This window comes from Acidovorax sp. 56, assembly GCF_002749705.1.
GTDB lineage: Bacteria > Pseudomonadota > Gammaproteobacteria > Burkholderiales > Burkholderiaceae_C > Acidovorax.
Genome location: NZ_PEEV01000001.1, coordinates 2,034,463 through 2,052,914, shown reverse-complemented (window position 1 = coordinate 2,052,914; position 18,452 = coordinate 2,034,463). Strand labels below are relative to the sequence as shown.

13 protein-coding genes are annotated in these 18,452 nt (G+C 64.1%); 6 read left to right on the top strand and 7 right to left on the bottom strand.

All coding sequences use genetic code 11. The annotated features are described in order from the left end of the window. Positions 1 to 617: 617 nt before the first annotated feature. Together CLU88_RS09055 and CLU88_RS09050 are read right to left on the bottom strand one after the other, a co-directional pair. A complete protein-coding gene (locus tag CLU88_RS09055) occupies positions 618 to 2,195 on the bottom strand; it encodes an esterase-like activity of phytase family protein (protein ID WP_099656301.1) in 1,578 nt (525 codons plus the stop codon). Between the two features lie 105 nt (positions 2,196 to 2,300). Further along, positions 2,301 to 3,443: a porin gene (locus CLU88_RS09050; RefSeq protein ID WP_099656300.1), complete on the bottom strand. Its 1,143-nt coding sequence runs from the start codon at positions 3,441 to 3,443 to the stop codon at positions 2,301 to 2,303. A 377-nt stretch (positions 3,444 to 3,820) separates the two neighbouring features. Here CLU88_RS09050 and CLU88_RS09045 point away from each other — a divergent pair, with 377 nt between their 5' ends. Further along, positions 3,821 to 5,974 carry a M48 family metallopeptidase gene (locus tag CLU88_RS09045; RefSeq protein WP_099656299.1) on the top strand — a complete coding sequence of 718 codons (2,154 nt, stop codon included), beginning with the start codon at positions 3,821 to 3,823 and terminating at the stop codon, positions 5,972 to 5,974. Between the two features lie 278 nt (positions 5,975 to 6,252). Here CLU88_RS09045 and CLU88_RS09040 read toward each other — a convergent pair whose 3' ends face one another. The 5 genes from CLU88_RS09040 to bfr all read right to left on the bottom strand — a co-directional run bounded on the left by CLU88_RS09040 (position 6,253) and on the right by bfr (position 11,804). Further along, positions 6,253 to 8,442 carry a TonB-dependent siderophore receptor gene (locus tag CLU88_RS09040; protein ID WP_099656298.1) on the bottom strand — a complete coding sequence of 730 codons (2,190 nt, stop codon included), beginning with the start codon at positions 8,440 to 8,442 and terminating at the stop codon, positions 6,253 to 6,255. Between the two features lie 140 nt (positions 8,443 to 8,582). Then, the gene (locus CLU88_RS09035; RefSeq protein WP_099656297.1) at positions 8,583 to 8,915 is read right to left on the bottom strand and encodes a DUF3325 domain-containing protein; all 333 of its coding nucleotides are present in this window, start codon (positions 8,913 to 8,915) and stop codon (positions 8,583 to 8,585) included. 4 nt (positions 8,916 to 8,919) lie between these two features. Next, a complete protein-coding gene (locus CLU88_RS09030) occupies positions 8,920 to 10,689 on the bottom strand; it encodes a PepSY-associated TM helix domain-containing protein (RefSeq protein ID WP_099658753.1) in 1,770 nt (589 codons plus the stop codon). 5 nt (positions 10,690 to 10,694) lie between these two features. Continuing rightward, positions 10,695 to 11,003, bottom strand: a complete 309-nt coding sequence (locus tag CLU88_RS09025; protein ID WP_099656296.1) for a DUF3649 domain-containing protein — start codon at positions 11,001 to 11,003, stop codon at positions 10,695 to 10,697. Between the two features lie 324 nt (positions 11,004 to 11,327). After that, on the bottom strand, positions 11,328 to 11,804 hold the full coding sequence (gene bfr / locus CLU88_RS09020) for a bacterioferritin (protein ID WP_099656295.1): 477 nt from the start codon (positions 11,802 to 11,804) through the stop codon (positions 11,328 to 11,330). Positions 11,805 to 12,066: 262 nt separating this feature from the next. Between bfr and ahpC the strand changes: the two genes are divergently transcribed. From ahpC to CLU88_RS08995, 5 genes are all read left to right on the top strand, one after another. After that, positions 12,067 to 12,642 (top strand): alkyl hydroperoxide reductase subunit C, encoded by a 576-nt coding sequence (gene ahpC, locus CLU88_RS09015; protein ID WP_099656294.1) that lies wholly within the window; start codon positions 12,067 to 12,069, stop codon positions 12,640 to 12,642. A gap of 181 nt (positions 12,643 to 12,823) precedes the next feature. Further along, the gene (gene ahpF, locus CLU88_RS09010; RefSeq protein ID WP_099656293.1) at positions 12,824 to 14,392 is read left to right on the top strand and encodes an alkyl hydroperoxide reductase subunit F; all 1,569 of its coding nucleotides are present in this window, start codon (positions 12,824 to 12,826) and stop codon (positions 14,390 to 14,392) included. Between the two features lie 302 nt (positions 14,393 to 14,694). After that, a complete protein-coding gene (locus CLU88_RS09005; protein WP_099656292.1) occupies positions 14,695 to 16,941 on the top strand; it encodes a TonB-dependent hemoglobin/transferrin/lactoferrin family receptor in 2,247 nt (748 codons plus the stop codon). Between the two features lie 44 nt (positions 16,942 to 16,985). After that, positions 16,986 to 17,330, top strand: coding sequence for a hypothetical protein (locus CLU88_RS09000; protein WP_099658752.1), 345 nt, complete (start codon positions 16,986 to 16,988; stop codon positions 17,328 to 17,330). Then, the gene (locus tag CLU88_RS08995) at positions 17,327 to 18,448 is read left to right on the top strand and encodes a hemin-degrading factor (protein WP_099656291.1); all 1,122 of its coding nucleotides are present in this window, start codon (positions 17,327 to 17,329) and stop codon (positions 18,446 to 18,448) included. Before CLU88_RS09000 ends, CLU88_RS08995 begins: the two co-directional genes overlap by 4 nt. Positions 18,449 to 18,452 lie beyond the last annotated feature (4 nt).

Sequence of the window (18,452 nt, the reverse complement as noted above, 5' to 3'; positions counted from 1 at the left end):
AAGAAATGCATGGCGATGGACCCAGAGCGAAGGCGCGGCGGCAGCGTTTGGTGCGCAGGGCGCACGCTGTGGCAGCGGTGTCGTCAGAGGGGGCGATAGCCCTGGCCCCGGGGCAGCTGGGTGTGGGCCGGAGGAGGGCGCGCAGGCCATGGAAAAGAAAAGCGCAGGGCCAGCCCATCTCCAACCCTGTCCAGCCCGCGAAAGGGGTGAAGGGCGATTGCTGGCTGGTGCGCGGGGGGGGCGGCGTGTCGCCTGGGTGCCCGCTGCGGTGGCTCGCAGTGAGGCTACATTCTAAATGAGAATGGTTCTTTTTATCGATTTTGTGTGTGATTGCAACAGTGCGGGGGCGGGTCGCAGCGGTTAGCGATGGCGCAGCGCTGAGAAAGAAAACCGCCGTGGGCGCGAAAAATCGGAATCTTCAAGGGTGAAGGGGGATGCAAGAAAACGCCCCATTGCAAAGGCATTTCAGTCCCTGCCATCACCTTGAGCCACCCTGCGTGGGATGTGCGTTACAGCCCGCGCAGACAAGCGCTAGTCTTCGTGCAATCGGGTCGACTGACGCCGGTGCAGCGACGCATGGCACTGAAGCAGAAAGCCGCTTGCGCAGCCGCTGTAGTTCAGGGAGCGCCGTATTCGCTCAACTTTTTGCTGAACTGAAAGGTCCACAGTCGCTGGGCGCGATCGTTGACGTCATTGGTGGTAAAGCGCAGGCTCGCAGCACCCTTGGCGCAGTGGCCATCGTTCGCGATTTTGCCGTCGGCATCTACCGTGCATTGGGTTACGTCGGAGCCTTCGATCTCCTTGCCGCTGGCATCCAGCACGGCCAGCGAGACACCGAAGTCCGTGTCGTTGGTCAGCGCCAAGGTGTGGTCGTCGACCAGTGCCAAGCCCTCGGCCTTCTCGGCCGTCCAGCCGGTGGCATTCAAGTTGAAGAGCCGGGTTTTCTTGAGCGCCACTACCTTGGAATAGTCCGCCCCATGGACCGGCTTGCCGGTCATGCTGCTCTTTTCCAGGTCGGAGCCCAGCGCGGTGATGTCGGTAGCGTTGGCCGGAAACTCAATCAACACTAAATCGTTAAAAACCTTTTTGTCTTTGCCTGTGCCTTGCTCAATGGCGATGAACTTGCCCTTGCCCAGCGAGACCACATCACCAAACTTGGCATTGCCGGTCTTGCCCTGGCTGTACCAACTGCTGTCCACGGGCAATGCAAACAGACGGGTTTTCTCTGTCGTCGGGTCAAACTCCACCCAGCGCACAAAGCGGGCGTAATCGCGCACGTTTTCCGACTTGCCGGTCGCGTCAGGAACGGCCGCGGTGGTGTAGTCAGCCTTGCCGTCGTTCAGCGGGCTTTGCAGGAACCCGTGCAGCTTGCCGCTGGCCAGATCAATGCTGAGGCCCTCCATGCCACGGTTGGCACGGCGCTTGGCAAGGATGGCAGGCAGATCGGCCTCACCAGTGCCGGGCTTGTATTTCTTCTGGATGATGCCGGTAGCCGGATCAATTTTCACGATGAAGGGCCCGTATTCGTCGGACACCCACAGCGCATTGCGTGCGGTATCCACCACCACGGATTCGGTGTCCAGGCCGAACTCGCTGTAGCCCTTGACCATACCGGGGTAGGTGAAGGAGTCGTCTAAAACTTGTTCGCCTGTGTTGCCTGTGATGCCGCGTGGCTGGACGCGACCATTGGCATTTTGCGTGGCGCTGAACTTGATCGGCAGGGTGGAGACGAGCTTGGCTCCGTCCTTGCCGAGGGTGATCACGCCGATGGACGGTGTGAAGTTAGGCGAAGGAAACACCGTGGAGCTGGAGAACCCCATGGGGTTGGAGCCGTCGGTGATCTGCGTGACTGGGCCGGTGGTGGCGTTTGGGCCGCGGTCGGTGATGGCGTAGAACTCCAGCGTTCCGTCGGCGCGCCTGCCCTTCAAGGCCAGGCCCGAACCATAGGCCGGCAGAAAGCCCTTGGGGAAATCGGCCTTGGTAGCCGGGTGTTGGCCTTCGTAAGGGAAATAGAACTTGTCGTCGAACTGGATGTCCTGGCGCGTGACGATGGCGCTGACGCTGCCAACGCCGGTGGTCTGCGTGACCGTCTCGGAGCTAGCGACGTTGGATGGGCGGGTGTTGGCGCAGGCGCTCAGCAAGGCAACTGCGGCGGTCACTGCCATCAAGCAGGATGAAGAAGTGAGGTGGCGCATGGTGAGAATGGCTTGGAGAAGTTGAAGCCCCAAAAAAACAGGCCCTCGTGGAAAAGGGCCTGCTCAACCTTGGCGACTTCGTGATGGAAAGAAGCGTTGTGCGACTCAGAAAGAGTGGCTGATGCCCAGGTCCAAACCGGTCGATCCGGTATTTGCCACACCTGCGGGACCGCCGATCAGGCCAGTGCTGGCACCGTTTTTGTTGCTGACACGTGCAACCCCTGCGTACAACGAGGTGCGCTTGGAGAAGTCGTAGACGTAACCGACGGAATACTTGTCGGACTTGCCACCACTGCGAGTGAGGGCTGTGGCGTTACCACTGAACTTGGCGCTGGCGTACTTGATGCGAAGGCTGCCCGGCCCCACTGGGATGGTTGTGCCCAGGTAGAACCCATCCACCTTCCCGGAGGTTGTGCCGTTGGCGGGTTCCCACTTCAGGCTGTTGTATCCGCCATTGAGCACGAAACTACCGAAGTTGTAGGAAGCGCCCAGCACCAAATCTTCCAGATCGCTGGTTGCCGCAATGGCGCTGGGCGAAGTCACGGCTGCAGTGCCGTTCATCTTGCCGTAGCCGATGCCAACGTTCAGTGGCCCAGAGCGATAGCCCAGGTTACCCCCGACGTATTTGCGCGCCTTGCTTGCGCCAGAGTTGGAGGCGTTTTCATCACCAAAGGAAACCGCGACCTGGCCGTAGAAACCGCCCAAGTCCTGCGGGAGCAAGTAGCCTACGGAGTTGCTGATGCGCGTGCGATCCACGGTGCCGCTCTGGCTGGCTGCGCTATAGGCAGTCTGGCGGATCGTCTGGAACAGGTTGGCCTGCACGCCTGTCGTGGTGTCGGGACCGCCAAACGCGGTAAAGATGTTGTAGCTGGGGGTGTAGTCGCGGCCCAGGCGGATTTCTCCCCAAGAGTCGTTCATCAGCCCGATCGTGGAACGGCGCTCGAAGCCCAAAGAGCCGTTGCTACCGCCACTGCCGGTGTCTGGGTTGAGGCCGCCTTCGAGCCAGAACTGAGCACGGTTGCCACCGCCGAGGTCTTCAGTGCCGCGAAAGCCAATCAGACTGGTCTTGCCTTGGCTGGAATTCAATGCATTGAGCCTGGCGTTGCCAACCTTGGCGCTGGTGATGCCGACGTCCACTACGCCAAAAACGGTGACGGAGGATTGCGCCAATGCCAAGCTGGAAGCCGAGGTCACCAATGCGCCAATGGCAAGTGCCAGGTAGTGCGAGCGCGTTCTTTTTGTTTTCATTGCCGTGATATGAGTTGAATTGATCGAAGAGGATGACGGTGACTTTCTGGCAGCCGCTGTTACCAATTTAAACAACGCATAAGTCATGTTTGTTACAGCTGTGGTGCATGGCATGAAAGCCAGGGCGGTGACAGGCAATGCGATGCGCACGCCCCTTCGTGCACAAATACACAAACGGTTGCTTCTTGGTTGCGCGGGCTGTGCGCTGCGGCCTTGTGCGGCGGCAGAATCGGCCCGCTTGACGTGGTGGCGCCTGGGAAGGTGCCCACCACGCGGGGTTGCGGAGGAGGCAGCCCTTGTGCGCTCAGCACTGTGCGCTTTGCGCACCCTCTGGGCCACGCCCTACCTGTCCATTCAAACCAACGATTCAAATCACTATGGCATCTTCATTGGGTCAAAAATTCCGCAAGGCCTGGAACCGCTTGCCCAGCAGCGCACAGCTGGTGCTGTGGGCGGTGTGCATTCCCTTGCTGCTGTCTGGCATCGGGTTGTGGGAGTACCGCCAGTACCAGCACCCGGCTTTGTCTCCAGCGCAGCTACAACTGCTGCAAGAGGTGGCGCAGGCCCAGGCCGCACTGGCCGAGAACCCGCGCGCCTCACTCACCATCGATGGGCAAAAGTACAGCGGTTTCTCTGCATCGCTCAAGCTGCAGCAGATCGCCAAAAGCACCAAGGGCGACAGCGAAGCCCATGACCAGGTGGCGTCGGTGGTGCGCCCGGCCAGCATCGTGACCATGGTGATGGGTGTGCTGGCGTCCCTGGTGGCGCTGGCAGGGCTGTGGGGCGTCAACGCCGCAGGCCGCCGGGCCTTGCAGTCGCGCGATGCGTTGATGGTGCAGTTTGCCCGTTGGCGCAACCTGCTGCCCACCTACCTCACGGTGCACATGGGCCTGCTGCTGGCCACCGTGGGGGGCTTGCTGGTGGTGCGCCTGGGCGTGGCGTACCAGGTGGTGATCCTGGGCCATGCAGGCAAGGGCGAGATGAAGTTCCAGGCGCTCATCTTGATCCTGGCGGGCACGGTGCTGTGGTGCGGCGTGACGCTGCTGCGCGCGCTGTACAAGTCGCTGCAAGAGCTGCACGACGAGCCCAGCGAAGTGATGGGCGTGACCGTGTCGCGCCAGGAGGCCCCCGCGCTGTGGGCCTATGTGGACACCCTGGCCCAGGGCGCCGGTGCCGCCGCCCCTGCCCACCTGGTGGTGGGGTTGACCGATGGCTTTTACGTCACGGCCCATGCCATGCGCCTGGTGCCCAGCGGCCAGCAGCTCACGGGCGAGACGATGTACCTGCCGCTCACCTACCTGTCGCTGCTGCAGCGCGATGAGATCAGCGCCATCCTGGCCCACGAGCTGGGCCACTTTGCCGGGGCTGACACGGCCTACAGCCTGCAGTTCTCGCCCATCTACCAGCGGCTGGTGGCCAGCCTGCACGCCATTTATGGGCGCGAGGACAGCAGCCCGTGGATGGACCTGCCCGCCACCTCGTTCATCGAATACCTGCTGGAGCGCTTTGACCTGGCGGTGAAGCACTGGAGCCGCGAGCGCGAGTTTGCCGCTGATCAGGTAGCGGCAAAGCTGGTCAGCGGCGACGCCATCGCCCGCTCGCTGGTGCGTGTGACGGCCTTGCATGAGGTGGTGAGCGATGTCCTCCATGAGATTGGCCGCCGCCCGCAAGACGTGGGCAGCGACGTGGTGCAGATGCTGCACGACGCTGTGCAGGCCAAGGGCCTGACGGCCCCCAACTTCGCCACCGAAGTGGCCACCGTGCACCCCACCGACACCCACCCCCCCACGCTGGAACGCGCCAAGGCCGTGAACGCCCCCGTGACCGATGCCATGGTGCAAGCCGCCCTGGTGCAGCCCGATGCGCAGGCGCTGGTGTGGGTGCGCTCACTGTTCGCCGACAGCCAGGGCCTGCAGGCACGGCTGTTGAATGACTTCAAAGGCGTGGCGCAAGAGCACAACGAGCAGGTGCGCAAGGACCTGGCCGAGGCGGTGCAGCAAGCGCAAGGCTCGCTGGACCTGTATGAGCGCCGGGGCAATGTGTGGCTGTTTGGTGGGATGGCGCTGGTGGCTTTGGTCAGCGCCGTGGCCATCACCGCCCAGGCCCTCGCAGCGGGCAAGTCGTTTGCCCGTGTGCAGGATGTGGTGATGATTGCCCTGGCCTGTTTTGGTGGGCTCGGTGGCATGGCCTGGTGGTTCTGGCGCCGCACGTCGGTCATGCTGATGCAGCTCACGGCCGAGGGCATGCGCGTGCCGGGCTGGCCGCAGGTGGTGCCCTGGTCGGCGGTGGCGGACTATTCCTCCACCGTGGTCAATGGCTCCAACATGGTCATGACTTTTGACCTGGACCCCAACGCACCGCACCTGGACGCCCCCCACAAAAACATGGGCCGTGTGGCCTACCGCCCCAAGAAGCACAAGCTGGTGGTGAGCACCACCAAAGTCAAAGGCATGGACTTGGAGGCCCTGCACGATGCGGTGCAGCGCTACCTTTCGGGTTGGCATGCGCGCCAGCATCTGGAGTCCATGTGAGTCATCTGTTTGCTATATAAATAATAGCTGCTAGCGCATATCTGTAAAGCGCTGGAGGTGATTTTGATTTGATTGGCTACTTGCCTTGGATACCACACCACCCGTTCGGGCTGAGCCCGTCGAAGCCAGGGCTTGCTGCGTGCAAGGCTTCGACGGGCTCAGCCCGAACGGGTGGGGACGAGAAGGCGTCGTAGGCACCTCGCCAATCAGGGATTTGGATAAAAAAAGGCTGGCAGCACGTGGGTGCTGCCAGCCTTTTTCGTTTCAGAAGCCAGGCTTCAGAAATGCGTGCGCAGCGTGACCTGCAGGGCGCGGGGCGAGCCCGGCAGGATCAGGTTGTCGTTGCTGCCGTGGCTCGATACGTAGTACTTGCGGTTGGCCAGGTTCTTCACGTTCACGTCCAGGTCCCACTGGCCCAGCGTGTATTGCAGGGCCGCATCCACCGTGGTGTAGGCGGGCAGGGTGACCAGGTTGGTGAGCGAGGTGAAGCGTTCACCCACATGGTTCACACCGCCGCCCAGGCGCAGGCCTTGGCCCAGGTCCTTCATCACCCAGGCAAAGGCGCTGTTGCGGGGCGTGAGGGCGGGCACCTTGCCCAGGGCTGGCACGGCGGCGGTGGGCAGCTGCGACGAGGTGGTGGTGGCCAGCGACTTGGTCATGCGGCCGTCCAGGTAGGCGTAGCCTGCGCTCACATCCCAGCGGCCGGGCAGGCGGCCGTTGGCGGTCAGCTCAAAGCCATTGGTGCGCTGCGTGCCCACGTTGATCTGGCGCGATGGGTTGGCGGGGTCGGTGTTCTTGATGTTGGTGCGCTCGAGGTTGAAGAGGGCGCCCGTCAGGTTCAGCTTGCCATCGAGCAAGTCCAGCTTCACGCCAATTTCTTTGTTCTGGGTGATTTCTGGCTCGGCCGCCGTGATGTTGGTGGCCAGGGCAAAGGCCTCGGCCGAGGGCTGGAACGACTTGCTGTACGACACGTAGTACGAGACGGTATCGCTGGGCTGCCACACCAGACCGGCGCGGGGGCTGAGCTTTTTGTCGGTGCGCGAGAGCGTGGCGAGTTTGCGGTCAAAACGCGTCTCTTGCCCGTACACGTCCCAGCGTGCACCCACCAGGGCCTTCCACTGGGGGGCCAGGGTGATCTGGTCTTGCCAGTACAGCGCGGCGGTGTCTTGTGTGGTGTGGCTGGGGATGGCGCTGTCGGCGTTGTAGTTGGCCGCCGGGATGACGGGTGCCGCCCTGCTGGGGTTGAGGATGGACACGCGGTCGGCCCCGCCCGAGACGGATTCCGAGCGCTTCTTTTGCTGGCCCAGTTCCATGCCCATCAGCCACTCTTGCTTGAGCCCGCCGAGCTGGTTGCGCCAGGTCACATCGGTCTGGTTGAACACACCCTTCTCATCGCGCAGGATGAAGGCGCGGGTGCGGCCCACCGTCATGGCGACGGGGTCGGTGGTGCCACCGGGCAGGGTGTTGTAGCGGTCCAGGCTGTAGTCGTAGGCGCGCGTCACGTTGCGCACCGACCAGTCGTCGTTGAAGCGGTGGTTGAGCGTGGCGGTGAACGACTGCATGGCGCTGGTGGTGGTGTCGTCCTGCGCGGCGTTGCTGGAGCCGTAGTAGGTGCTGGCCGCCACGTTGACCGGGCGCCCGTTCAGCGCCGGGATGCCGAAGTCCGTCAGGCGCTTGTCGCGGGCGTGGGTGTATTGCAGCAGCAAATCGGTTTGCGGCGCGAGCTTGAGGGCCAGCGACGGCGCAAAGTTGTGGCGCTTCACAAACTGCTGGTCGCGGTAGCTGCCAGAGTCTTCCACGGCGGCATTGAGGCGAAAGGCCGCCGCATCGCTGATGCCCACGTTCAGGTCGGCCGTGGCGCGGCGATAGTCAAAACTGCCCACGCCCACCGAGGCTTCGCCAGAGGTCTCGCCAAACTGCGGCTTTTTGGTGACGCGGTTGATGAGGCCGCCCGAAGACCCGCGCCCATACAGCACGGCGGCCGGGCCCTTGAGCACTTCGATGCGCTTGATGTCGGCAAGGTCGCGGAAGTACAGCGCGTCGTCGCGCACCCCGTCCACAAACTGGTCGGCAATGGCGGTGAAGCCGCGAATCACCACCTGGTCGCGCTGGCCGTCGCCGTGGCTCATGGCCACACCGGGCACGTTGCGCAGTGCGTCTTCCATCGAACGGGCGCCCTGGTCGCGCAGCAACTGGGCAGGCACCACGTTCACGGCCTGTGGCACATCGCGCAGGGGCGCGCTGCCCTTGGTGGCGGTGGAGGTGGCCGTGGGGGTGTAGGTGTCGTCTTGCGGCGCGGCCTTGATGGTGACTTCGCCCAGCGCCTTGGGGGCTGCGGCGTCGGCCGGGGTGCCTTGGGCCAGGGCGGAGCCACAGGCCAGCAACAGCACCGCCGCAGCGAGTGGGCTGAGGGTGTGGGCCAAGGGCGCGGTGTGCCGCAATGCGGGCGATAGGGAGGATGAACGCATACGAGATTCCTGACGGAGAGTGGATGAAACACAGGGGCGCCGCACCACCGCGCAGGCAACAGCCTGCGCACGGTGGCGCTGCACTGGGAGATGGGTCAACGGCGGCAGTGAAAGCCGCTTGGGTGTTGCAACCCGCTGGGCTAAAACCCGCTGAAGTACGCCAGCAGCCCTGCCGCCAGCGCTGTGGCGCCCAGTGGGGGGGCGCGCTGGGGCAACCAGGTCACGGTGGCGGTGGCCGCCACGGCCGCCACCGACAGGGCTGCGGCCCACACCGTGACACCGATGGAGGCTGGCACGCCCGTTGGCGTGCGGGTGGCCAGCCACAACGAGGCCAGCAAGATGACCCAGCCCACGCGGCGCAGCGTACGCAGGCGTGCGGCGGCGGCCTCTTGGCCCAAGGCGTCTTCGTGGTGTTTGTCCATGCCCAGGGCCATGGCCAGCCAGGCCGCAAAGCAAAACAGGAAGGCAGACATGGGTTCAGGTTCCTGCGGTGATTTTTGAGGCCGCGTTGGGCAGGGCATGCGCCGCTGGTGCGGGGGCTTGGGGCGCCGCCGTGTGGGTGCGGGCGGGCCGTTGTTGGGTGGGGGACGCCTTGGTCGGCTGGCGGCGGTGCAGGTGCCACGCCACGGCGCCCAGCACGGCGCCCGTGGCCAAAAAGGCCAGGTCCAGCCCCGCCCAGGTCCAGTCGCCCGCAGGCAAGGTGATGCCCAGGTGGGCGGATGTGGTCAAGGCATTGAGCACGGGCAGCAAGGCCCACACCACAGCGGCCAGGGCCACCACCACGGTCCAGCCCATACGCCGAGGGCACAACAGGCCCCACACCAGGGCCAGGGCCCAGGTGGTAAAGAAGCAGGCCAGCTCGGTGTCGGCGCGATCGGGCAGGGCCAGCGGCAGCAGCCGGTTGGCGGCCAGGAACACGCCGCAGGCCAGCGGCAGGCCCGCCAGGGTGGCAATGTTCAGGCCCGCCACCAGGCGCTCGCCCAGCGGCAGGCGCGGCGGGGTCTGGGTGGTGCTCTTGCGCTGGGCCTGCGCGCTGCGCTTGACGGACCACAGCACCATGCCGGTGGCAATCATCAAACTGCCCAGCAGGCCAAAGCCAAACAGCGTCCACCGCAGGCCCGTGCCTGCAAAGCGGGCCAGGTGCAGCCCATACAGCACGCCATAGGTGGTGATGCCAGCGCTGGTGGGATTGGCCTCGGCAATGGGCTGTGCGGTGGTGGCATCAAACAGCAGGCGGGGCGGGCGGTATTGCAGGCGGTCGCCCTCGTGGCGGGTGACTTCCACCACCGGGTTGCCCTTGGTGTCGCGCCGCGCCTGGATGGCGCCAATGCGGCCGCCCTCCCAGTGCTTTTGCGCCGCGGCCATGATGGTGGCCATGGGCACCAGCGGCAGGGGCTCGACCTTGGCCCCTGGGTCGCGCCGAGCCCGGCGCTCGGGCTTGTCGCCCTGCAGGTCGGCAAAGTAGGTGTTCGAGTCCACCTTGCCATCGGCCCCGACATACGCCGTGGCGATGCCGCTGGGCAGGTACAGCGAGTGGAAGATCATCAACCCGCTGAAAGTGATCATCAGGTAAAACGGCAGCACCAGCACGCCCGAGACGTTGTGCGCATCCAGCCAGGCCCGCTGGCCGCCTTTGCTGGGGCGGAAGGTGAAGAAGTCTTTGAAGATGCGCCGGTGCGTGACCACCCCGGTCAGCAGGGCAATGAACATGAGCAGCGTGGCCACGCCCACCACCCAGCGGCCTTCCAGCGTCCAGCGGCCCTTTTGCGCAGTGCGCAGCTCAAAGTGAAAGCGGTAGAAGAAGTCGCCCCCCATGGACTGGCGGATGTCCACCGCCTCGCCCGTCTGCGGGTTCATGCGCAGGGTTTCAAAGCGGCCATTGCCCGTGTCGCGCCACAGCACGTTCACGGCGGGGTCGCGCTCGTCGGGCAGGTGCATGATCCATTGGGTCACATCCGGCACCCTGCGGTGCAGGGCGGCCAGGGCTTTTTCTGCCGTGTTCGTCTCGGTGTCTGCGGCGGTGGCAGGCAGCCCGTGCAGCTCGGGGTGCGTCCACAGGTTCAGCTCGTTTCGGAAGAACGACAACGTGCCCGTGAGGAAGATGGCAAACAGCAGCCAGCCCAGCACCAGCCCGGCCCAGGTGTGCAGCCACGACATGGCTTGGCGAAAGCCTTCGCGGTCGTTCGGTGTCTTGGCTTTGGCCCTGGCCCCTGCCTGTGCGGGCAGGGCGCTCTCGGTGGCTGGCATCGTGCTCATGCTGCGGCCCCCAGCCAGCGCGGCGCCATGGCCACGGCGCCCATCACGGCTGCGGGTGCCAGCGTGCCCAGCCAGGCGCCCCAACTGGTGCGCGCATAAAACACCCAGGCCACCGCCGCAGCGTAGGCCAGCCAGGCCAGCATGGTGGCCGTGAGCACCGCATCCACCCGGGGCATGGCCTGTGCCAGCGCCAGCGACAGTGCCGCCGCAAACCCCGCCGCCACGGCATAGCCCCCAGCGGCAGCGGCCAGGGTGCGTGAGGCAATGGTGAGGCGGTACCGCCAATCGACTTGGGCGGTTTTCATGGCTGCACCCGTGGGGCAAAACGATGGGTGCAGAGTGCGCGGCGCGGCATGGCAGGGGCTCCAGTTTGGGGTGGTTCTCAGAACCAATTCAAAGGCTGGCTGCTCACCGGGTTGGCTCCGGTCATGCTGGCTTGCTGGGCCGCGATTCTACTTTTATTGAGAAGTATTCGTATTCATTTTGTAAAGATTTGCTTGTGTTGGCGCAAGATTGCAACGACCTAAAGCGGGTGCGTGGGCCAAGCCTGGGCGAAAAAAAACGGGCCTGGGCCCGTTGAGAGTGCGGTGGTGCCGCAACGAGGTCGTGCCAGGCACGCCCCGGTGTGGTCAGTCCGCGTCGCCCATTTGCGACTGCAGGTAGTTTTGGATGCCCACCTTGTCGAGCAGGTCGATCTGGGTTTCCAGAAAGTCGATGTGCTCTTCGGTGTCGTCCAGGATTTTTTGCAGCAGGTCGCGCGAGACATAGTCGCGCACGCTTTCGCAGTGGGCAATGCCTTCCTTGATGGTGGCTTGTGCGCCTTGTTCTGCGCGCAGGTCGCAGGCCAGGATCTCTGGCACGTCTTCACCCACTTGCAGCTTGGCCAGGTCTTGCAGGTTAGGCAGGCCGTCCAGCATGAAGATGCGGTCCATCAGCCAGTCGGCATGCTTCATCTCGCCAATCGACTCTTCGTATTCCTTCTTGGCCAGCTTGTCGAAGCCCCAGTGCTTGAGCATGCGGTAGTGCAGGAAGTACTGGTTGATGGCCGTGAGTTCGTTCTTCAGTTGCGCCTGCAGGTGCGCGATGACTTGTGCGTCGCCTTTCATGGGGGCTCCTTCCTTGTTTGTGTGTGGATGCGCGATTGTGCCGGGCCTGAGAGTGCGCTGACAACACAAGCCCCTGTTGGCCCGCATTGGCTGCGTGTGATGCGCAATACCGTTTGCATTCGCGGGCCTTTGGGGGCGCAGATACTCTTTCATAAAATAGTCATAGGCAATTGATTCAATGAAATCAATTAATTGGATGCATGGCTCCAATGCGCCTAGACTTCAGTCCTGTTCAGTCAACCAACCCTTTAAGGAAACAGCAATGTCCCTGATCAATACGCAAGTCCAGCCTTTCAAGACCGAAGCTTTTGTGAACCGCAATGGCAAGGGTGAGTTCATCACCGTGACGGAAGAAAGCCTGAAGGGCAAGTGGTCCGTGCTGATCTTCATGCCTGCCGCTTTCACTTTCAACTGCCCCACCGAAATCGAAGACGCTGCCGACAACTACGCTGCCTTCCAGGCCGCTGGCGCAGAGGTCTACATCGTGACGACCGACACCCACTTCTCGCACAAGGTGTGGCACGAAACCTCCCCCGCCGTGGGCAAGGCCAAGTTCCCCCTGGTCGGCGACCCAACGCACACCCTGACCAACGCTTTTGGCGTGCACATCCCTGAAGAAGGCCTGGCACTGCGCGGCACCTTCGTGATCAACCCCGATGGCGTGATCAAGACCCTGGAAATCCATTCCAACGAAATCGCCCGCGACGTGTCGGAAACCCTGCGCAAGCTCAAGGCTGCCCAGTTCACCGCCGCCAACCCTGGCCAAGTGTGCCCCGCCAAGTGGAAGGAAGGCGCCAAGACTCTGGCTCCATCCCTGGACCTGGTCGGCAAGATCTAAGCCCTGCATTGCATCGGCTGAGCGCGCGACTGCAGCGCGCTCCCCAAAGCCGGACAGCGCCATGGCGTTCACGCCATGCCGTCCGGCTTTTTTTCGCCCGGAATTTGGCAATCAGGCTTGAAAGCACAGCCGCTTGCCCTTAAACCTACAAGACCACAACTCGAATTTTTAGGAAGCCACCATGCTCGACGACCAACTCAAATCGCAACTCTCGGCCTATCTGGAACGCGTGCAACAGCCGTTTGAACTGGTGGCTTCTCTGGACGACAGCGACACCGCCCGCGAAATGCGCGAGTTGCTGGAAACCATCCAGTCCCTGCGCAGCGACAAGATCACCCTGCGCACCGATGGCAACGACGCCCGCAAGCCATCGTTCAGCCTGCAGCGCGTGGGCAGCGACAACAGCCTGCGCTTTGCCGGTTTGCCCCTGGGCCATGAGTTCACCTCGTTAGTTCTGGCCCTGCTGTGGACCGGCGGCCACCCACCTAAGGTGGAGCAAGAAGTCATCGACCAGATCAAGGCGCTGGATGGCGACTTCAATTTCGAGATGTACATGAGCCTGACCTGCCACAACTGCCCGGACGTGGTGCAGGCGCTGTCGCTCATGGCCATCTTGAATCCCAAGGTTAAGACCACGGTGATCGAAGGCGGCGCCTTCCAGGCCGAAGTGACCGAGCGTGAAATCATGGCCGTGCCCATGGTGTTCCTGAACGGCCAGCTGTTTGGCTCGGGCCGCATGACGCTGGAAGAAATCGTCGCCAAGCTCGACACCGGCTCCGCAGCCCGCGAAGCCGCCAAGCTCAGCGCCAAGGATGCGTATGACGTGCTCATCGTCGGCGGTGGCCCTGCAGGTGCTGCAGCCGCCGTGTATGCCGCCCGCAAGGGCATCCGTACCGGTGTGGCCGCCGAGCGCTTTGGCGGCCAGGTCAACGACACGCTGGGCATTGAGAACTACATCTCGGTGCTCGAAACCGACGGCCCCAAGTTTGCCGCTGCGCTCGAAGCCCACACCCGCGCCTACGACGTGGACATCATGAACCTGCAGCGCGCCGAAAAGATCATCCCCGCCGCGCAGCCCGGCGGCCTGATCGAGGTGCAACTGGCCAACGGCGGCACGCTCAAGTCCAAGACGGTGATCCTGTCCACCGGCGCCCGCTGGCGCAATGTGAACGTGCCCGGCGAAGCCGAGTACAAGAACAAGGGCGTGGCCTACTGCCCTCATTGCGATGGCCCGCTGTTCAAGGGCAAGCGCACTGCGGTGATCGGTGGCGGCAACTCGGGCGTGGAAGCGGCGATTGACCTCGCTGGCATCGTGCAGCACGTCACGCTGATCGAGTTTGCCGACCAGCTCAAGGCCGACGCGGTGCTGGTCAACAAGCTCAAGAGCCTGCCCAACGTCACCATCCACGCCAACGCCCAGACCACCGAAATCACCGGTGCCGACGGTAAGGTGAACGGCCTGAAGTACAAGGACCGCGCCACGGGCGAAGAGCACCTGGTGCCGCTGGAAGGCGTGTTCGTGCAGATCGGCCTGGTGCCCAACACCGAATGGCTCAAGGGCACGGTCGAACTCTCCAAGTTCGGCGAGATCGTGATCGACGCCAAGGGCCACACCAACGTGCCCGGCGTGTTTGCCGCCGGTGACTGCACCACAGTGCCGTATAAGCAGATCGTGATTGCGGCGGGTGCCGGGGCCACGGCAGCGCTCAGCGCGTTCGATCACATGATTCGCATGCCTGTGGCAGCTTGATGTGAGTTAAATTGGGCTCTAGCGCTTATGGATAAAGCGCTAGAAGCTATAGAAAACGTAGCAAATCAGGCGCCTTCAGCGCGGAACAGAAAGCCGGGGTGGCAATGCTGCCCCGGCTTTTTTCATGGGGTGGCTGTGCCAAGTTCCTTGGAGGGCGTGGGGTAGTTGTTGGTATTGATAATTATTCTCATGTAATATATTGCATCCACGCCAGCCAGCGCAGGCCTCCCCATGCTTGGGGCATGGTCTGCACGCGGAGCCAGCTTCTTGTCACGCATTTTTGACCCAGGAAGAGGCCCGCTTTGGCGCACGTTCACGCATCCTTTTTTCGTTCTCCGCTCCCCCTCAAGCCGGTCGCGCTGGCAGCGGCCCTCACCGTCGCGTCCTTGTCGGCAGTGCACGGCCAAGAGCTGCTGGCCCAGGCCGGTGGTACGCCGCAGCTCAAAGAGGTGGTTATCAGCAGCACGCGCAGCGAGCAAAACCCGGACGACCTGCCCATGCGCATTGATGTGATCAATGCCCAGGCGCTGGAAGAGGGCCAGGTGCGCGACCTGCGCGATGTGGCGCGCGACCAGCCCAACATCACCGTGCCGCGCTCGCCTGCGCGCTTCACGCTGGCCAGCGGCTCCACGGGGCGTGACCAGAATGCGGGCTTCAACATCCGGGGCCTGGAGGGCAACCGGGTGCTGATGCTGGTCGATGGCATTCGCCTGCCGCGCAGCTATGTGTTCAGCGCCAACGCCTTTGGCCGCGACTATGTGGACGTGGGCCTGCTGCAGCGCATCGAGGTGCTGCGTGGCGCAACCTCGGCCCTGTATGGGTCTGACGGCATGGGCGGGCTGGTCAACTTCATCACGGCCGACCCATCCGCCTTTTTGAAGGACGGCAAAACCCTGGGTGGCCGCGTGAGTGCGGCCTATGACGGTGATGACGATGGCAAGCGCCTGGGCGCCACGCTGGCGGGCCGCACCAACGATACGGTGCAGTGGCTCATCAGCGCCAACGTGGGCCGCGCCAACGAGCTGGAGAACATGGGCACCAACAGCGCGGCCAATGTGGACCGCACGCTGCCCAACCCGCAAAAGGACAAGAACGCCTCGGTGCTGGGCAAGGTGGTGGTCACCCCCGGCGGTGGTCAGCGCCATGTGTTCACGCTGGAGCATGTGGACAAAACGGCCGACTATGAGCTGCTGAGCGCCCGCAGCAAGGCGCCGCTCACCAGCACCTCGGTGCTGGGTTCCACCTCGTTCACCGACATGCAGCGCAGCCGCGCCACGTGGGAGGGCAACTGGCGCGTGAACACAGCCTGGGCCGACGATGTGAAGGCGGTGCTCAGCTACCAGGATGCGCAGTCGCGCGAGTACATCACCGAAGACCGCAACACCGCCGCCGACCGCGTGCGCGATGTGACCTATGACGAGCGCACGTTGCAGGCCAATCTGCAGGGCAGCAAGCTGATCCGCATGGGCTCGGGCGCCGACGCCTGGGCGCAAAAGCTCACCTACGGGCTGGACTACACCCGCGCAGAGGTCGAAAACCTGCAGACCGGCGTGACGCCGCCTGCGGGCGAGACCTTCCCGCTCAAGCGCTTCCCCGACACCACCGAGAGCAGCGCTGCGCTGTATGTGCAGGACGAGTTCATCCGTGGGCCGTGGAGCATCACGCCTGGCGTGCGTTTCGACAGCTTCCGCATCAAAGCCGACCAGGCTGGTTTTGCGGCCAACGCTGTCTCGCTCTCGGGCCACGCCACATCGCCCAAGCTGGGTGTGCTCTACCGTGCCAACGAGGCATGGAGCCTGTATGGCAACTACGCAGCGGGCTTCCGTGCGCCCAATGCCGGGCAGGTGAACGCGTTCTTTGAGAACACCGCCCAGGGATACAAGAGCATTCCCAACCCCAATCTGCGCCCCGAGAAAAGCCAGAACTTTGAGGTGGGTGCACGTGGGCGGCTGCAGGCCTTGTCCATCGAGGCGGCTGCTTTCACGGGGCGCTACAAAGATTTCATTGAGGACTTGCAGGTCGTTGGCGGCACGGGTGCGCCTGGCAATCCTGTGGTCTATCAGTCCGTCAACCTGGGCCGCGTCAAGATCGACGGCTTTGAAATCAAGGGCAACATGGCCTGGGGCGACTGGCTTGGCGGGCGCATCAGCACGCCCTTTGCCTACGGCCAGGCGCGCGGGCGCGACACCAACACGGGCCGAGCCGTCAACTCGGTGGAGCCGCAGCGCTTGACGGCCGGCGTGCGCTACGACACCGCCGCCTGGCATGTGCGCCTCGATGCCACCCACAGCGCTGCCAAGAAGGCAGACGACGTCTACACCGCTGCGGGCAGCACGCAGTACCTCACCCCCGCATACACCACGCTGGACTTGAGCGGCCAGTGGCGCATCCGCAAGGACCTGCGCCTGAATGCAGGCATCTACAACCTCACCGACAAGAAGTACTGGCGCTGGGCCGATGTGCGTGGGCTGGCTGCTGGCAACAGCACCATCGACGCCTACAGCCAGCCAGGGCGCTCGGTGCGCGTGTCGCTGGTGGCGGACTTCTGATGCACGCCACCCCAACCCCTGTCCACCCCAACCAGGAGAACCCCATGGGCACCATCCCCGGTGACAACACCGCCACCCCAGAGGCCAACCGCGACGAGGAATACAGCATGCCATGCATGGAAGCCCTGCTGGCAGGCACGTTGGCGCTGATGACCGGTTACGCGCAGGCTTGCTGCGACAGCCACCGCGAAGCCATGGCCCGCAAGATTGCCACCAACCTGGAGGCGCTGGGCCAGGCCCAGGCGCTGAGCCCGCACTTTCGCACCATGCTGTGGAACTTGCAGGCGCGCTGGCAACCGCAAGGCCTGCAAGAGCACGCCAGCGCAGCCCTCACGGCGGCAGAGCAGCGCCGTGCGCTGTGGCTGGCCGCACCGGAGGCTGTGCAATGAGTGCCGTGCTGTCTTCGCCGTTGGACGCTGTGCCGCCCGCGGCCCTGGCCCCCGCCATCCGTGAGCAGTTTGCCGCGTTGCGCGCCCAGGGCCTGCGCGCCCGCGATGCGGCCGAACGCATGCAGCAGCCCGAGGGCGCTGTGGTGGCGGCCCATGCGGGCGAGCACGCTTATGCCTTGAAGGCACTGGCGCTGCGCGGGCCGTGGTTGGAGTTGCTGCAAGCCTTGCAGGCCTGCGGCCCGCTGATGGCGTTGACCCGCAATGAATCCACGGTGCACGAGAAGACCGGCGTGTACCAGAACGTCTCGGCCACTGGGCCTGTGGGGCTGGCGCTGGGGCCAGACATTGACCTGCGCCTGTTCTTTGTCCAGTGGCATGCCGGCTTTGCCGTGACGGAGCCGGGCCGCCCCGGCCACCCGAGCGCGCAAAGCCTGCAGTTCTTCAACGCCCAGGGCCACGCGGTGCACAAGATTTATGTGCGCGAGCAGACCGACCTGGCTGTGTGGAACGCCGTGGTGGCGCGCTTTGCCGAGCCCAGCGCGGGCTATGTGTTCCAGCCCGCAGGCCCCAAGCCTGCCGTGCAGACCGATGGGGACATTGACGCCCCGGGCCTGCGCCAGGGCTGGAGCGACATGCAGGACACGCACGAGTTCTTTGGCCTGCTGCGCCAATTTGGCGCAGAGCGGCAGCAGAGCTTTCGGCTGGTGGAGGGGCAGTTCACCCAGCGCCTGCAAGCCCAGGCCGTGCCCTGGCTGCTCGAGCGCGCCGCACGCGACGCGCTGCCCATCATGGTGTTTGTGGGCAGTGGTGGCTGCATCCAGATCCACACGGGGCCGGTGCACACCATTCGCCCCATGGACACGGCCGAGGCCCGCTGGATCAATGTGCTGGACCCGGGCTTCAACCTGCACCTGCGCACCGACCGCATCGCCGCCGTATGGGCGGTGGAGAAGCCCACGGCCGATGGCGTGGTGACCTCGGTCGAGGCCTTTGACCACGACGGTGAGCTGATGTGCATGTTCTTTGGCGAGCGCAAACCCGGCCAAGCAGAGCTGATGGGTTGGCGCGACCTGGTGGCGGGCTTGCCCCGTGTCGACATGCCGGTGCTGCAGCCATGAAGCA